This is a genomic window from Promicromonospora sp. NPDC110617 (assembly GCF_055598465.1).
Genome location: NZ_JBVKBM010000001.1, coordinates 316480 through 331779, shown reverse-complemented (window position 1 = coordinate 331779; position 15300 = coordinate 316480). Strand labels below are relative to the sequence as shown.

Below are 15300 nucleotides of genomic sequence, written 5' to 3'. Positions count from 1 at the left end.
CCCTGTGGTCCTCACCCATCACGAGCCGTGCCGACTTCGGTCGGTTGCCTCGAGACCGGTCAATCGACCGAACGATCTCGAAGCAACCGACCGAACTCGAACCACCGGCCAGCCGGCCGGCCAGCCGGCCCAGCTCACCCCGTGTTCTGCAGGCCCGCCGAGACGCCGTTGACCGTGAGCAGTAGCAGGTGCTGCAGCCGGCCGGCGTAGCCGCCGTCCACCGCGGAGCCGCCGTCGGACCCGGTGCGCAGCCCGCGCAGCGCGCGGACCTGCAGCAGCGAGAGGGCGTCGACGTAGGGCGACCGGAGCTGCACGGCGCGGCCGAGCACGCGCTTGGACGCGAGCGGCCACTCGTTGCCGCTGATCTTCAGCACCCACTCCCGGGTGAGACGCAGCTCGTCGAGCACCATCTCGGCGAGGTCGTCGCGCGAGCCCAGGGCCAGGTACTGCGCGGCGATCCGCTCGTCGGTCTTGGCGAGCGACATCTCGACGTTGTCGAGCATCGTCGCGAACAGCGGCCACTCGGCGCGCGCCGCGCGCAGCAGCTCGACGTCGCCGGCCGTGGCCAGCGCCGTGCCCAGGCCGAACCAGCCGGCGAGGTTGATGCGGGCCTGCGACCAGGAGAAGACCCAGGGGATGGCCCGCAGGTCGTCGAGCGAGTTGACCGACAGGCCGCGCTTGGCGGGGCGCGACCCGATCGGCAGCAGCCCGACCTCCTCCAGGGGCGTCACCTGCGCGAACCACTGCGGGAACCCGTCGGCCTTCACGAGCTCGTGGAACCTGGCGCGGGACGTCGCGTCGAGGGACTCGGCGAGCCCGGCGAACTTGGCCGTCGCGCTCTCGTTGACCGCCTCGACGGACGGCGCGGAGGCCAGCAGCGTCGCCGCGGCGACCTGCTCGATGTGCCGGGACGCGATGACCGGGTCGCCGTAGCGGGCCAGGATGACCTCGCCCTGCTCGGTCAGCTTGAACCGGCCGTCCACCGAGTGCGGCGGCTGCGCGAGCACGGCGCGGTTGGCGGGGCCGCCGCCGCGGCCGAGCGCACCGCCACGGCCGTGGAACAGGGTGAGCTTCAGGTCGTTGGACCGCGCCCACTCCGCGATGCGCGACTGCGCGTCGTGGAGCGCGAGCGTGGCCGCCACCGGGCCCACGTCCTTGGACGAGTCCGAGTAGCCGAGCATGACCTCGACGCGGCGGCCGTTCTCGGCCAGGCGCTTCTGCACCGCGGGCAGCGTCAGCATCGAGTCGAGGATCGGCACCGAGTTCTGCAGGTCCGCGAAGGTCTCGAACAGCGGGATGGCGTCGATCACGGGCGCGCCGTCCGGGTCGTCCGCGAAGGCGTACGCCGCCAGCTCGTAGACGGCGGCAAGGTGCTCCGGCGCCTGCGTGAACGAGACGATGTAGCGCCGCGCGGCCCGCTCGCCGAACCGGCTCTGGATCGCGCCGAGGGCCCGGTAGGTGTCCAGCACCTCGCGTGTCTTCTCGCCGAGCGCGCCGTCGACCCCGAGCTCGCGGATCTCGGCGAGCGCCGCCGCGTGCACCTGCGAGTGCTGCCGCACCTCGAGCTCCGCCAGGTGGAACCCGAAGGTCTGCACCTGCCAGACCAGCCGCTGCAGGTCGCCGTACGCGGCCCGCGCCGCGCCGGTCGCCACCAGCGAGTCCTGCACCACGAGCAGGTCCGCCTCGAGCTGCTCCGCGTTCGCGTACGCGAGGTCGGCGTCGCGGGTGCGGGTCGCGGCGATGCGCTCCGCGATCGCCAGCATGACCGCACGGTGGGGTTCGTTCGGCGACGCCTCCTCGGAGCGCCGGGCCACCTCCTCGGAGATGAGCCGGATGCGCCGCCAGAGCGCGTTCAGGTCCGACGACGGCGTGGTGCCCTCGGCGTCGAGCGTCAGCTTGCGCCCGGTCTCGACCGCGAGGCTCTCGAGCGCCGCGAGGGCGTGCTCGGCGGCCAGGCCCGCGGCCTGGCGCGTGACCTCGGCGGTGACGTTCGGGTTGCCGTCGCGGTCGCCGCCGATCCAGGTCCCGAGCTTCACGAACGGCTTGGCCACGGGGGCCACGCGGCCGGCGTCCTCGGCCAGGAGCCAGTCGTCGAGCCGCCGGTACACGTCGCCGAACACGTCGACGAGCACGGCGTCGAACACGCCCATGACCGTCTTGACCTCGTCGATCACGGACGGCTTGCTGGTCCGCACGGGCGCGGTGCGCCACATGGTGTCGATCTCGGCGAGGATGCGCCGCTCGTTCTCCGCGAGGGTCACCCCGCCGAGCCGGCGCATGTCCCGCTCGGCCAGGAGGTCCGAGATGCGGCGGATGGTCCCGCTGATGGCCCGACGGCGGGCCTCGGTCGGGTGCGCGGTGAGCACCGGCCGGAACTCCAGGTCGCCGAGTCGGCGCAGCGCCTCGTCCCGGCCCACCTCCTCGGTGAGCCGCGCGAACGCCGCGGGGATCGTGTCCTCCAGGACCGCCGGTCCGGTGGTCGTCTCGGCCTCGCGGGCGCGCAGCACGCGCACCCGGTGGTACTCCTCCGCGAGGTTCGCGAGGTGGAAGTAGCAGGTGAACGCGCGGGCGACCTGCTCGGCGCGCTCCACGGAGAACGACGCCACGACCTCGGCGGCCTCGTCCAGCGCGTGCGGCGACGGGTCACCGTAGGCGCGGATCGTCAGCTCGCGGAGACGTTCGACGTCGTCCAGCAGGTCCTGCCCCCCGTCCTCACGGAGAATCCTGCCGAGAAGGCCGCCGAGCAGGCGCACGTCCTCGCGCAGCGGGTCAGGTACCTCGTGCCGGGCGTTGCCGCGGACGGTCTGAGTTGATTCACTCACGGGCTAGAGCCTAGGACGAGATTGCCTTCCGGCGTCCACCGCGTCCGATTGTTGGTCTGGCCATGACCTGGCTCACTCTGGTTGGCTGTCGGCCTGTGACCGGATATGACGCACAGTTCCTCGGTTTCGGCGTCGCGCTCCCCGTCTCCCCGGTCGAGCTGCGCGTGCTCGACTACACCCACTTCTCCGTGCTGCTCGACCCGGTCCGCCGGCTCGCCGCAGCCACGGCCTGCACGATCGACGGCGCCACGCTCCAGGCGTTGCGCCGCTCGGGCCGCTGGCGCCTGGACTCCCGCGTGCCGAGCGGTGAGCAGGCCGGGGGCGAGCTCTACGCGGGCAACCCGCTGGACCGCGGCCACCTCGTGCGCCGTCTCGACCCCGTCTGGGGTGACGCCGAGACGGCCGCGCGCGCCAACCACGACACGTTCACCTACACCAACGCGGCGCCGCAGGTGAACAGGTTCAACCAGTCCAAGGAGCTCTGGAACGGGCTGGAGGACCACGTGCTGCGGTACGCAGCGGCCCACGACCACCGCCTGGCGGTCCACACCGGTCCCGTCTTCGCCGCCGACGACCCGCCGTACCGCGGGGTCCGCCTCCCGCGCCTGTTCTGGAAGGTCGTCGCCTGGGTGGACCCGGCCGGCACGCCCGGCCTGCCCGGCACGCCCGTCCCCGCCGGCACCGCGCCCGGTGCCCTGCGGGCGACGGCGTTCGTGCTGGACCAGACGCCCCAGCTCGACGACGCCCGGCTGTACGAGATCACCGCCCAGGCCCTGGCCAGGGACGAGGTCCCGCCGCTCGGCCCGTTCCGCACCTACCAGGTGCCGGTGCGCGACGTCGCGGCGCTGACGCGGCTGGACCTCGGCCCCCTGGCCGGCGCGGACGTGCTCGCCGTGCCGCCTGCGGAGCCGGCGGGCGAGCGGCCCACGGACATCACGATCCACCGGCTCCCGCGGGCACGGGCGTGGTCGGAGATCCGGACCCCCGACCAGATCGCCCTGCCCGGCCGCGTCCCGCCTACGCCGACCGCCCGTAGGTCTCGAGGAGCCGGAGCCACACCTCGCTGACGGTGGGGTAGGCGGGCACGGCGTGCCACAGCCGGTCGATCGGCACCTCGGCGGTGATCGCGATCGTCGCCGCGTGGAGCAGCTCGGCCACGTCGGGGCCCACCGCGGTGAACCCGACGAGCACCTTGCGGTCCTCGTCGACGACCATGGCGGCCCGGCCCGTGTACCCGTCGGCGTGCAGCGAGGCACCGGCGACAGCGCCCAGGTCGTACTCGACGGAGCGCACGCGCAGCCCCGCGGCCTCGGCGGAGGCGGCGGTGTGACCGACGCTCGCGATCTCGGGGTCGGTGAAGATCACCTGCGGCACGGCGCGCTCGTCGGCCGTGGCGGCGTGCCGGCCCCAGGGAGCGACGTCGACCGGGGTGCCGTTGGCGCGTGCGGCGATGGCGTCGCCCACGGCCCGTGCCTGGTACTTGCCCTGGTGCGTCAGGAGCGCGCGGCGGTTGACGTCGCCTGCGGCGTAGAGCCAGCCGTCGCCGACCGGCACGCCGTCGGCGCCGAGCACCCGCAGGGAGTCGTCGACCGCGAGCCAGTCCCCGGGGGTGAGCCCGACGTTCTCCAGGCCGATCGATTCCGTGCTGGGCCGGCGACCGGTCGCGACCAGCACCTCGTCGGCGGTGACGTTCGTGCCGTCCGCGAGCGCGACGTGCACCGTGCCCTGCTCGTCCCGTCGGACGTCCACCGGCTGGGTACGCAGGTGCAGCGCCACCCCTTCCGCCTTGAGCGACTCGGCCACGAGCTCGCTCGCGAACGACTCCACGCTGGGCAGCAGCCCGTCGCGGGCGATCATCGTGACCTGCGCGCCGAGGGCGGCGAACGCGGTGGCCATCTCGGTCCCCACGACGCCGCCGCCGATGACCGCGAGCCGTCCGGGGACGGCCTGCGCGGACGCGGCCTCGCGGCTGGTCCACGGCGCGGCGTCGGCCAGGCCGGGGATCGGCGGGACGACGGCGCTGCTGCCGGTCGCGACGACGACGGCGTGCCGGGCCCGCAGCACGGTCGTGCCGCCGTCGGCGTCCGTCACCTCGACGGTGCGGGTGGCGCTGATGCGGCCGGCGCCGCGGAACAGCGAGATCCCGGCGCCCTGCAGCCAGTCGACCTGGCCGTCGTCGTGCCAGTGCGCCGCGAACTCGTCACGACGGGCGAACACGGCGGCGGGGTCCAGCTTCCCGGTCACGGCGGCACCGGCGCCCGGCAGGCTCCGGACCGCGCGCAGCGCGGCGGCGTCGCGCAGGAGGGCCTTGGTGGGCATGCAGGCCCAGTACGAGCACTCCCCGCCCACGAGCTCGCGCTCCACGATCGCGGCGGTCAGGCCGCCCTGGACCACGCGGTCGGCGACGTTCTCACCGACGGGTCCGGCACCGATGACGACGACGTCGTAGACGTTCTCGGTCATGTCAGCTCTCCTTCTTGATGACGCGGCCCAGGCGCAACGCCGAGACCAGGAAGAAGATTCCACCGAGCGTGGCGTATCCGGCCAGCCCGCTCAGGGCCGGGACGTCCCCGCCCGACATCATGAAGAAGCCCGTGCCGGCGAACACCGAGATGCCGCCGCTGAGGATCATGGCCCACTGGCCGCCGAGCTTGTAGCGCCGGATCGCGACGATGAGCTGCACGAGGCCGGCCGTGATCGCCCAGACGCCCCAGACCCGCAGCACGGCGGGGATGCCGGAGGTGACCGCGACGCCCAGGCCGATGGCCGTGGCCAGGCTCAGCGCCATGTTGAAGTACAGGCCCACCGTGGGGCGCGCGGCCTTCGAGGACCGGAAGTCGGTCACGGCGGCCGCGACGTCGAACAGCGGGTACAGCACCAGCAGGCCGATCGTGACCGGGCCCAGGCTGCCCCCGACGACGAAGAGCAGGGCTGCCCAGACGATCGCGAAGCCGAACCGGACGAAGTACAGGTTCCGCAGCGCGCGGGCCGTGGCGACGGCCGACGTTGGTTCCACGGTGGTGGACATGTGAGTTCCCCTCGGTAGCGGCGGGCGGGAATGGATCCGCCCGACCATTTGTCTAGGTAGACTTACTAGTAACTCTACCTATCGAGACAGTACACATCCTCGGGCGACTTGCGCAAGAGGACGGGCGAGAGGGGCCACGTATGATCACGACCGTGCGCGGATCAATGTCAGACCGCCTGATCGAGGCGGCGAACGAGCTCTTCTACGCGCACGGCCTGCGTGCCGTGAGCGTGGACAAGGTGATCGAGCGCGCCGGCACCACGAAGGTGACGTTCTACCGGCACTTCCAGAGCAAGGACGACCTCGTCGTCGCCTACCTGGAGCACCGGGCGGCGCAGGAGCGTGCCGGGGTGGACGCGGCCATCGCCCATGGCGACGGCGACGTCGACGTCTCGCTGAGCCTGATGGCCGGGCACACCGGGGCCATGGCGTGCGAGCCCGACTTCCGCGGGTGCCCGTTCATCAACGCCGCGGCCGAGTACCCCGATCCCGACAGTCCCGTCCGCAAGGTCGTCGACGAGCACCGCGGGTGGTGGGTGCGCGCGTTCGAGCGGCTCGTGGCCCCCCTGGGGCTCGCCGAGCCGGCCGCGGTCGCGGAGGACCTGATGCTGCTCCGCGACGGCGTCATGGTCGCGGGCTACCTCGGCGACCCGTCGCGGGTCGGCGCCTCGTTCCTGCGGAGCTGCCGCGCCGTCGTCGGCAGCGCACCCCGCGCGGCCGCCGAGGCGTAGCGGCCGCCGACGTCAGACCTCGTCCTGCCAGCGGTGTCGCGGCGCGTAGCCCAGGACCCGGCGGGCCTTGTCGATGCTCAGCAGCGTCTCGCGCCCCTGCAGCGGGCGGCGCACCGGGACGTCGGGGAACTGCTCGGCCACCAGGTCGGCCGAGTCCCGCTCCATCACGGTGTCGTCGTTGGCGATCACGAACGCCTCGAACCCCGTGAAGTCGGCCTCCAGCGCGCGGCGCACCGCCTGCGCCCCGTCGCGCCCGTCGATGTAGCCCCACAGGTTCCAGCGCCGGGCCGCGGCGTCGTCCTGCCAGGACGGGAAGCGGGCGTAGTCCTCCGGGCGCATCACGTTGGAGAACCGCAGCGCGGCCACCTTGAGCTCCGGGTCCCAGCGCGTGAAGTGCCGGGCCATCTCCTCCTCGAGCGACTTGCCGAGGGAGTAGGTGGACTGCGGCAGCACGTCGTACTCCTCGTCCACCGGGATGTACGGCGGCGGCACGTCGAACGGCAGGCCGAGCACGGTCTCGGAGGAGGCCGTCACGACGTTCCGGACGCCCAGCACCTGGGCGGCCCGCAGCACGTTGTACGTGCTCGGCACGTTGTTGCGGAAGGTCGCGGCGTTGGTGGCCAGGCCGGGCGCGGGGATCGCGGAGAGGTGCACGACGGCGTCGGCCGCGTGCCCCTCGTCCACGCCGGACAGGAGCTCGACCACCTGGCCCAGGTCGGTCAGGTCCGCGACCGTGAAGTCACCGGGGCTGCCGGGCTCGGGCGCCACGCGGTCGGTCGCGACCACGTCGTACCCGGAGTCCACCAGGTGCTCCACCACGAACCGGCCGAGCTTGCCGCTCGCGCCCGTGACCACTACCCGCTGCGTCGTCGCCATGGTCCGATCCTGCCAGGTGGTCTCGACAAGCTCGACCAGCGAGTCGGCTCGACCACCGAGTCGGCTCGGCCGGCGAGTCAGCTCGGCCGGCGAGTCGGCTCGACCAGCCGGCGTCAGCCCAGGCGCTCCCGCAGCCACGCGATGTCCGGGGCCATGTCGCCCTTGGTCTCGCAGATGACAGGGGCACCCGCGGCGGCGATCACGCCCACCAGCAGCTCCTCGGGGATCAGGCCCCGGCCGAAGTTGATGTGCCGGTCCGCGCCCGAACCGGCGTCGTCGCGCGAGTCGTTGGCGTGCACCAGGTCGATGCGGCCCGTGATCGCCCGGATCTGGTCGGCGGCCGTCGCGAGGTCGATGCCCCCGGCCCACGCATGGCAGGTGTCGAGCGTGAAGCCGACGGCGTCCCCGCCGTTCGCCGCGGTCACCGCGGCCCAGAGCTGCTCGATGCGCTCCAGCCGGCGGGCCATCGAGTAGTCGCCGCCCGCGGTGTTCTCGATGAGCACCGGGACGTCGGTCTCCAGCGCGTCGATGGCCTTGCGCCAGTTGTCGAAGCCCTTGGCCGGCTCGTCGTTCGCGGTGACGTGCCCGCCGTGCACCACGACGCCCTTGGCGCCGATCGCCGACGCCCCGTCCATGATCTGCTGCAGCAGCTTGCGGCTCGGGATCCGGATCCGGTTGTTGGTCGACGCCACGTTGATCACGTACGGCGCGTGCACGTAGAGGTCGAGACCGGCCGCCGCGGCGTCGGCCCGGAGCGCCTCCGCACCGCCCTCGTACGGCAGGTCCGGGACCTTCCAGGCCTGCGGGTCGCTGAGGAACACCTGCACCGCGTCCGCGTCGAGCGCCTTGGCCGCCCCGATCGCGTCGGCCAGGTCAACGTGCGCGCCGATTCTCACCATGGGCCCACCCTAGGACGGCTCACCGACATCCGGCGGCGGCGGCGCGGATCAGCCCAGCCGGCGGACCCCGTCCAACGAGACCTCCAGCAGGTTACCGTCCACCGCGAGCAGCATCGTGTCCGGCTTCGGGGTGAGGAGGTGCGACGAGGTCCCGTCCCAGACCAGCTCGCCCGAGGCCACGTCGAGCGACACGAGGCCCTGGTCGCCGCTCCCGCTCTCCAGGAGCAGCAGGAGCGACTGCCCGTCGGTGAAGGCCTGGGACACGTAGCTGCTCTCGTACGGCCAGTCGTACAGGCCGCCCTGCGTGCGCCACGTCCAGCGGACCGCGCCCGAGTCGAGGTCCAGCCCGCGCACGCCGCCCGCCCAGGTGGTCGTCACCACGGTCCGGTCCACCTGGGCGAGGAACTGGGCCGTGCCGTCCCGTACCGCGACGTCCCAGCGCTGCGTCCCGTCCGCCGCGTACGACCGCAGGTGCCCGCCGGGCGGTTCCGTCGAGAGGAGCGTGGCCGCACCGGGGTCGTCCGTGGTCTCCGGGCGGTTCAGGGTCCCGGCGACCTTCCTGACCGCCTCGCCGTCCGGGGAGTAGAGCGCGCTGTCCATCCGGCCGGCGTACCGCTGGGCGATCGTCTGCGCGACGTACCCGCCCGTGTCCAGGCCGACCACCGACGCGAACCCCGGCACGCCCTCCATCATCAGCACGGCGCCGTCCGCGGTGACGCCGGCCCGGAATCCGCATCCCCACATCTGCACGAGGCCCGGCTCGATCCGCGCGCCGAACCCCTCGGGGTCGAGGTGCTCGCCCGACCGCACGATGTCGTCCCTCCGGTCCCAGGACAGGAAGGGACCGGCCCGGCAGCCCTCGGCCGCCATTGCTCGGAAGGGGACGACGACGCTCCAGCGCTCCGCACCCGTCAGGGCGTCCTCGGCGCGCAGCAGCAGGTCCCGGCCCGCCGCGACCGTCCCGCTGCACTCCCCCTCGTCCGGGCACTGAGCGCCGTTCCCGTCCGCCGGCTCGGGCCCGATCCGCCGGGCGCGCAGCACGGTCCCCTCAGGGCCGGGACGGGCGTACCCGTACCGCTGCTCGTCCCCGGCGTCGAGCGTGCGCGGCGCGGACGGCACGCCGTCGGGACCCACGGTGAAGGCCTCGCGCTCGGGCCCGGAGCCCTGGAGGCAGACCAGGACGTCGGTCGCCACCTCCGACCAGCCCAGATAGCCGGTCGGCCCGCAGTCCGGGTCGTCGCCGAGCGGTACGGTCCACTCCTCCTCGCCGGTGGCCGCGCGCAGGGCCAGCAGGCCGTCGCCGGACTCGAAGGCCAGGTAGGGGCCGAGAGCGGCGACCTGGTTGCCCTCCCCCTGCACGAACGCCCGGCGCGAGCCGACGGCGCCCGTCCACGCCCACACCTCGTCGAGCGGCGCGGACACGTCCACGACGCCGCCGCGCACCGACCTGATCTGCGCGGCCCGCGCGGCGTCGCGCACGCCGTCGACGACGAGCCCGGTGCCCAGCACCGCCGCGACCACGACGACGCCCACGAGCGTGCGCCGCCGCCGGACGGCGGTCCGCGCGGGGTCGCCCGCCGGACGTGCCGCGTCGACCGTCGGGCCGCTCTCACCCTCGGCCTCGGCCTCGGCCTCGGTCACGCTCTCGCCCTCGGCCGACGGCGGGACGGGCGGCGCGGCCCGGCGTCCCCCGTCGTCGACCAGGTCGAAGACGACAGCGTCGTCGTCGTCCGCGTGACGAGCCATACCACCGAGCGTATGCCGCACGGGCCGTCCGCTCACCCAGAGCGCGGGCCGCCCGTGCCGCCCGCTCAGCCCAGGCCGCGGACGCCCGACGGCGTGACCTCCAGCAGGTGTCCGTCCACGGCGACGTGCGAGGTGTCGAACCTCTGGTACATGCCGCTGGTGACCGTCGCGTCGCCGTGCTGCTCCCAGACGACCTGGCCCGAGACCGCGTCCAGCGCCACCAGCCCCGCGCCGCCGGACCCGTCCTCGGTGAGCAGCAGCACCGACTCGCCGTCCGTGAACGTGCGGGACACGAAGAGTCCCTCCAGGTACCGGCCGTCGGTGTCGTCCCACACCCAGCGCGTCTCGCCGGTCGCGGCATCCAGGCCCCGCACGTCCCCGGCCACGGTCATGACGAGTATCGTCCCGGCCACCTGGGCGAGGAAGAAGAACTGGCCGCCCGCGCGCGTCGCGGCGTCCCAGCGGGGCGTGCCGTCGGTCTCGTAGGCCCGCAGCCGCGGACCGGCCGTGTCCATGGCCAGCAGCACGCCGGGCCCCTCGCCGTCCGTCACCCCCGGTTCCAGCGCGTGCCCCTCGATCTCGCCGACGACGGCCCCGTCGCCGGAGTACAGGACCGTCCGCACCATGCCCTCGAAGGTGAACTCGGTGTACCCGCCCGAGACGAGGCTGCTCACCCCGCCCGTCCCCGGCTCGATCTCCGTGCCGAGCGGCACCCCGCCCGGGGTGACGGCCGTCTCGATGCCGCAGCCGTAGAGCTGCACGAGGTCGGCGCCGATCCGCGCGCCGAAGGCCCGCGGGTCGATCATCTGCGCGAGGTCCACGGCGTTGCCGCCGCCGTCCCAGGACGAGCCGAGCCAGTTGTTGCACTGGTCGGCCCGGGTGGGCCGGAAGCGCACGACCGTGCTCCAACGCTCGGTGCCCGTGACGGCGTCCTCGGCGCGGAGCGCGAGGCCCTGGCCGTCCACCACCGTGCCGGAGCACTCGCCCGTGTCCGTGCACCGTGCGTCGCCCAGGTCCACGGCCGACCCGGGCCCCGCCCGCCGGGCCCGCAGGACGGTGCCGTCCGGCCCGGGCCGGGGCAGCCCGAAGCGGTCGGTGTCCGCGGCCGGAAGCTCCCGCCGGGCCGAGACGACGCCGTCGGGGCCGACCGTCGTTGCCGCCCGGTCCGCGCCGGAGCCCTCCAGGCACACCAGGGACGGGGTGGTCGTCCGGGCCCAGCCCGCGGCCCCGAACGGGCCGCAGTCCGGGTTCTCCCCGAGCGGCACGGTCCACGCCTCCTCACCCGTCGCCGGGCGCAGCGCGACGAGCTCGCCGTCGGACTCGAACACCAGGACGTCGCCGAGCACGGCCACCTCGTTGCCGCGCCCCTCGTCGATCGCCGCCCGGGACCCGACCAGGCCCTCCCACCGCCACGTCTCCGCCAGCGGGCCGGACACGTCCGCGACCCCGCCGCTGACCTCGCGCATCCGCTCGATCCGCGCCCCGTCCCGCGCGCCCTCGACGGCCAGGCCCGTCCCGAGCACGACGGCGAGCACCGCGGCGACCGGCACGAGGACACGCAGCCGCCCGTTCGAGGCGCCGGACGCCGGCCACGGGCCGGCCGCGTCGGGGCCCGCGCCGTCGTCCGGGAGGGGCAGGTCGTCGGAGCCGGGCCCTGTTCCGGGCGCCGCGGCTACCGCGGTGTCGTCGACCAGGTCGAAGACGAGCCGACCGCCCTCGCCCGGTTCTCGCGCCATGAGATCGAGGGTATGCCGGAGCCGCCTCCGGCTCACCCGAGACCGCGGACGCCGACCGACCCGACCTCCATCAGGTGTCCGTCCACCGCGATCAGGTCGCCCGTGACCCCCTGCCGCACGATGTCGCCGTCGTGCGGGTCGAGCGTGGTGCCCGGCCTGCCGCCGGCCTCGTCCCAGACCACCTCGCCCGTGCCCGCGTCGAGCGCCACCATGCCCCGCGCCACGCTGCCGTTGCCCTCGGCCAGCAGGAGCACGACCTCGCCGTCGGTGAACGACTGGACCACGTAGGCGGTGCCGAAGTAGCCACCCTCGGCCGTCACGTCGGGGTCCGAGCCGTCCCAGGTCCACCGCTCCTCGCCGGTCGCCAGGTCCAGGCCCCGGACCGTCCCCGCCCCGGTGGTGATCACCGCCGTCTCGCCCACCTGTGCGACGAACTCCTGCCCGCCGGACTGGAGCGTGATGTCCCAGCGCTCCGTCCCGTCGGCCTCGTGGGCCGACAGGCGCCGACCCGGCTCGTCGATCGCGAGCAGGGTGGCCGGGCCGGCCTCGTCCGTGGACCTCGGGGCGATCACGTACCCGCTGACCTCACCCGTGGTCGCACCGTCGGCGTCGTACAGGAGGGTGCGCGTCACGTCGTCCCAGGTCATCCCCAGGTACCCGCCGGTGTCGAGCCGCCCCACCACGCTCGCACCCGGTTCGAGCCGGCTGCCGAGCAGCGTGCCGGACGACGTGACGGCGGCCTGGACGCCGCAGCCCTCCACGTTCACGAGGCCGGCCCGGACGCGGGCCCCGAAGGCCTCGGGGGCGAGCTGCCCGCTGAGGTGGATGCGGTTCTCCGAGCTGCCCCAGGCCGCGCTGAACGTGCTGGTGCACTGGCCGGCCTCCGTGGCGCGGAACGGCACGGTCACGCTCCAGCGCTCCTCGCCCGTGACGGCGTCCTCGGCCCGGAGCACCAGGTCGCGCCCGTCGACGATCCGCCCGGTGCAGTCGCCCGACTCGTCGCACCGGACGTCCTCGCCCAGCGGTGTCTCGGGCCCGACGCGCCGCGCGCGCAGCACGGTCCCGTCCGGCCCGGTGTGCGGCTGCCCGTACCGGGCGGCGTCCGCGGCGGGAAGCAGGCGCGGGGCCGACGTCGCGCCGCCGGGCCGCACCACGACCACCTCGGTCTCGCGGCCGCGCTCCTGGAGGCAGACGAGCGCCGGCGTCCGCGGGTCGTCCCACACCGGCGACACCGTGGGGCCGCACTCCGGGCCCGCGCCGAGCTCGACGGTCCAGGACTCCTCGCCCGTGGCCGGGTCCAGCGCGACCAGCTCGCCCTCCGACTCGAACACCAGGTCGCCGCCGAGCACCGCGACGTCGGTCATGCCCTCGCCGAGGTCGACCTTGCCCTGCCAGGCCCAGGTCTCGTCGAGCGGTGCGGACAGGTCCGCGACACCCCCGGGGACGTCGCGCATCCGTTCCATCCGGGCGGCGTCGCGCGCGCCGTCGACCGCCAGGCCCGTGCCCAGCGCCACCGCCAGCAGCGCCAGGACCGGCGCCGCACGGCGCCACGTCACGACCTGGCCGCCCGACGGCGCCGGCCCGCCCGCCCGGACGGCGGTGCCGGTACCGTCCGCACCGGGCCGGCCGTCGGCCGGATCCTGGCCGTCCGGGGCACCCGCCGGGGTCGCGCCCGGCAGCACGCCCGGATCGGCCGCGTCGTCGTCGACCAGGTCGAAGACGTACGCAGCGCCCTCGTCCGGGTCGCGCGCCATGCGGCGAGCGTAACGCCGCCCGAGGCCTCGGATCAGCCCCTCGCGGGAGGTCCCTCGCGGCAGGTCATCCGAGGCCGGCCAGGCCCTCCGGACCGACCTCCACGACGTGCCCGTCCACGGCGACGGCGGAACCCGCGAGCGGCGCGTCCCAGACCTGCTCGCCCGTGCCGAGGTCGAGCGCGACGAGCACACCCGGACCGGAGCCTTCCTGTCGCTGGTGCTCCAGGACCACGGTCTCGCCGTCGGTCAGCGCGCGGTACCGGGACAGGCCCGCCATGTCACCGCTCTGCCAGGACCAGACCTCCTCGCCGGTGTCCCGGGCCAGCCCGACCACCGTGGACCCGCGGTCCGCGACCACCACGTCACGGCCGACGAGCAGGATGCTCCGGCTGTTCAGGTCCGTCCAGGCCACCGAACCGTCCTCGCGCACCGCCTCGAACCCGTAGCCGCCCGACCGGGTCGTCACGAACCAGAGGTCGTCGGGGGCGTCGGGGGACGCGTTCCCGCCCCGCACCCAGCCGTCCAGGGTGCGCAGGACCTTCCCCGCGCCGTCCACGACGACGGTCCGCATGGGGTCGAACTCGACGGCGAAGAGGTCCGGGCCGAGCTCGGTCACCCAGCCGTGCGTGGGCACGCCCGTGCGGGCGTCGATCTGGGCCTCGGCGTCGGCGTCGCTCGCGAGGTCGAGCCGGACGCCCCGCATCGACAGCGCGGCCCAGATGCCGCAGCCGTCCACGGTGACGCTCTCGGCGCTGGTGTAGACGGTGACGTGGTTCGGGTCGACGCTTCCCTGGTCGAACTCGTCGCCCACCTGCTGGCAGTTGATCGTGTCCGCGGGTGCGAACTCGACGGTGCTCGTCCAGCGCTCGGCCCCGGTCGCGGCGTCCTCCGCGGTGACCAGCACGTCGCGGCCCTTGGTGAGGACGGACGGCGTGCAGGCGCCCAGGTCGCACACCGCGTCCTCGGCTGCGCCACCGGTCCGGACCACCCGCACCGCCGCGCCGTCCGGCCCGGGGAAGATCTGCTCGCCGTCCGCGAGGTCCGCCGCCCGGGTCCGGGTGCCGCCGTCCGCCGCCACGGTCAGCACCTCGCGCGCGTCCGCCGGCCCCTGCACGCACACGAGCGCGTCGGCCGACACCGACGCGTCGTAGCCGGACGGCGCGCACACGGGGTTCGCGCCCAGGGGCACCCGCCACGCGACCTCGCCCGTACCCGGGTCGACGGCCACGAGGTCCTCGAAGCCGACCCGGGCGGGATCGGCCGATCCGGTGCTGACGTCCTGGACGAAACCCCGCGTGGTGCCCGGGGGCACCACCAGCAGCCCGTCCATGGTCAGGAGCTGCTGGTCCACGAACGGCTGGCCCCCGGCCGGAGCGGCGACGTCGAAGGGCACGGTCCAGCCCTCCGCGAGCGGGTCGTCGAGCGAGGTCACCCCGATCGGCGAGGTGCGCATCAGCTCGGCCCTCCGGTGGTCGCGCACCAGGTCGACGGCGGTGACGCCCCCCACCACGACGGCGACGACCGCGGCCGCGACCAGCCAGGTGCGCCGCGACAGCCGGGGCAGCCAGGCCGCGCGCCGGCCGGGGGAGCCGTCCGGGCCCGGATCGCCGTGTGCGGTGCCCGCGTCCGGCCCGGAGTGCTCGACCAGCTCGAAGACGATGGGTTCCTGCTGGTCAGGCCGCGACATGGCCGGAGCCTACTCGCGCTG

Annotated in this window: 11 protein-coding genes; 2 read left to right on the top strand and 9 right to left on the bottom strand. The window is 74.5% G+C overall.

Going from position 1 to position 15300, the window contains the following annotated elements; genetic code table 11:
- Positions 1-134: 134 nt before the first annotated feature.
- On the bottom strand, positions 135-2822 hold the full coding sequence (locus ACZ7LE_RS01410) for a phosphoenolpyruvate carboxylase (protein ID WP_470401615.1): 2688 nt from the start codon (positions 2820-2822) through the stop codon (positions 135-137).
- A 95-nt stretch (positions 2823-2917) separates the two neighbouring features.
- Here ACZ7LE_RS01410 and ACZ7LE_RS01405 point away from each other — a divergent pair, with 95 nt between their 5' ends.
- Positions 2918-3889 (top strand): DNA/RNA non-specific endonuclease, encoded by a 972-nt coding sequence (locus ACZ7LE_RS01405; RefSeq protein ID WP_470401614.1) that lies wholly within the window; start codon positions 2918-2920, stop codon positions 3887-3889.
- On the opposite strand, the gene ACZ7LE_RS01400 is transcribed toward ACZ7LE_RS01405, so the two are convergent.
- Together ACZ7LE_RS01400 and ACZ7LE_RS01395 are read right to left on the bottom strand one after the other, a co-directional pair.
- Positions 3840-5285, bottom strand: a complete 1446-nt coding sequence (locus ACZ7LE_RS01400) for a dihydrolipoyl dehydrogenase family protein (RefSeq protein ID WP_470401613.1) — start codon at positions 5283-5285, stop codon at positions 3840-3842. The two genes, ACZ7LE_RS01405 and ACZ7LE_RS01400, sit on opposite strands and share 50 nt — an antisense overlap.
- Before the next feature lies 1 nt (position 5286).
- The gene (locus ACZ7LE_RS01395; RefSeq protein WP_470401612.1) at positions 5287-5850 is read right to left on the bottom strand and encodes a hypothetical protein; all 564 of its coding nucleotides are present in this window, start codon (positions 5848-5850) and stop codon (positions 5287-5289) included.
- Positions 5851-6002: 152 nt separating this feature from the next.
- On the opposite strand from ACZ7LE_RS01395, the gene ACZ7LE_RS01390 reads away from it, so the two are divergent.
- Positions 6003-6581 carry a TetR/AcrR family transcriptional regulator gene (locus ACZ7LE_RS01390; protein ID WP_470401611.1) on the top strand — a complete coding sequence of 193 codons (579 nt, stop codon included), beginning with the start codon at positions 6003-6005 and terminating at the stop codon, positions 6579-6581.
- Positions 6582-6593: 12 nt separating this feature from the next.
- Here the strand turns inward: ACZ7LE_RS01390 and ACZ7LE_RS01385 are convergent, their stop codons facing one another.
- The 6 genes from ACZ7LE_RS01385 to ACZ7LE_RS01360 all read right to left on the bottom strand — a co-directional run bounded on the left by ACZ7LE_RS01385 (position 6594) and on the right by ACZ7LE_RS01360 (position 15279).
- Positions 6594-7457: an NAD-dependent epimerase/dehydratase family protein gene (locus ACZ7LE_RS01385; RefSeq protein ID WP_470401610.1), complete on the bottom strand. Its 864-nt coding sequence runs from the start codon at positions 7455-7457 to the stop codon at positions 6594-6596.
- Between the two features lie 113 nt (positions 7458-7570).
- Positions 7571-8356 (bottom strand): deoxyribonuclease IV, encoded by a 786-nt coding sequence (locus ACZ7LE_RS01380; RefSeq protein ID WP_470401609.1) that lies wholly within the window; start codon positions 8354-8356, stop codon positions 7571-7573.
- 48 nt (positions 8357-8404) lie between these two features.
- A complete protein-coding gene (locus ACZ7LE_RS01375; protein ID WP_470401608.1) occupies positions 8405-10102 on the bottom strand; it encodes an outer membrane protein assembly factor BamB family protein in 1698 nt (565 codons plus the stop codon).
- A gap of 65 nt (positions 10103-10167) precedes the next feature.
- On the bottom strand, positions 10168-11838 hold the full coding sequence (locus tag ACZ7LE_RS01370; RefSeq protein ID WP_470401607.1) for an outer membrane protein assembly factor BamB family protein: 1671 nt from the start codon (positions 11836-11838) through the stop codon (positions 10168-10170).
- Positions 11839-11870: 32 nt separating this feature from the next.
- Positions 11871-13592, bottom strand: a complete 1722-nt coding sequence (locus ACZ7LE_RS01365; RefSeq protein WP_470401606.1) for an outer membrane protein assembly factor BamB family protein — start codon at positions 13590-13592, stop codon at positions 11871-11873.
- 64 nt (positions 13593-13656) lie between these two features.
- Positions 13657-15279, bottom strand: a complete 1623-nt coding sequence (locus tag ACZ7LE_RS01360) for an outer membrane protein assembly factor BamB family protein (protein ID WP_470401605.1) — start codon at positions 15277-15279, stop codon at positions 13657-13659.
- Positions 15280-15300 lie beyond the last annotated feature (21 nt).

Coding starts and splice junctions, on each gene's coding strand:
- ACZ7LE_RS01400 (WP_470401613.1), bottom strand. CDS start 5,285: ATGACCGAGAACGTCTACGACGTCGTCGTCATCGGTGCCGGACCCGTC.
- ACZ7LE_RS01370 (WP_470401607.1), bottom strand. CDS start 11,838: ATGGCGCGAGAACCGGGCGAGGGCGGTCGGCTCGTCTTCGACCTGGTC.
- ACZ7LE_RS01365 (WP_470401606.1), bottom strand. CDS start 13,592: ATGGCGCGCGACCCGGACGAGGGCGCTGCGTACGTCTTCGACCTGGTC.
- ACZ7LE_RS01360 (WP_470401605.1), bottom strand. CDS start 15,279: ATGTCGCGGCCTGACCAGCAGGAACCCATCGTCTTCGAGCTGGTCGAG.
- ACZ7LE_RS01375 (WP_470401608.1), bottom strand. CDS start 10,102: ATGGCTCGTCACGCGGACGACGACGACGCTGTCGTCTTCGACCTGGTC.
- ACZ7LE_RS01380 (WP_470401609.1), bottom strand. CDS start 8,356: ATGGTGAGAATCGGCGCGCACGTTGACCTGGCCGACGCGATCGGGGCG.
- ACZ7LE_RS01385 (WP_470401610.1), bottom strand. CDS start 7,457: ATGGCGACGACGCAGCGGGTAGTGGTCACGGGCGCGAGCGGCAAGCTC.
- ACZ7LE_RS01395 (WP_470401612.1), bottom strand. CDS start 5,850: ATGTCCACCACCGTGGAACCAACGTCGGCCGTCGCCACGGCCCGCGCG.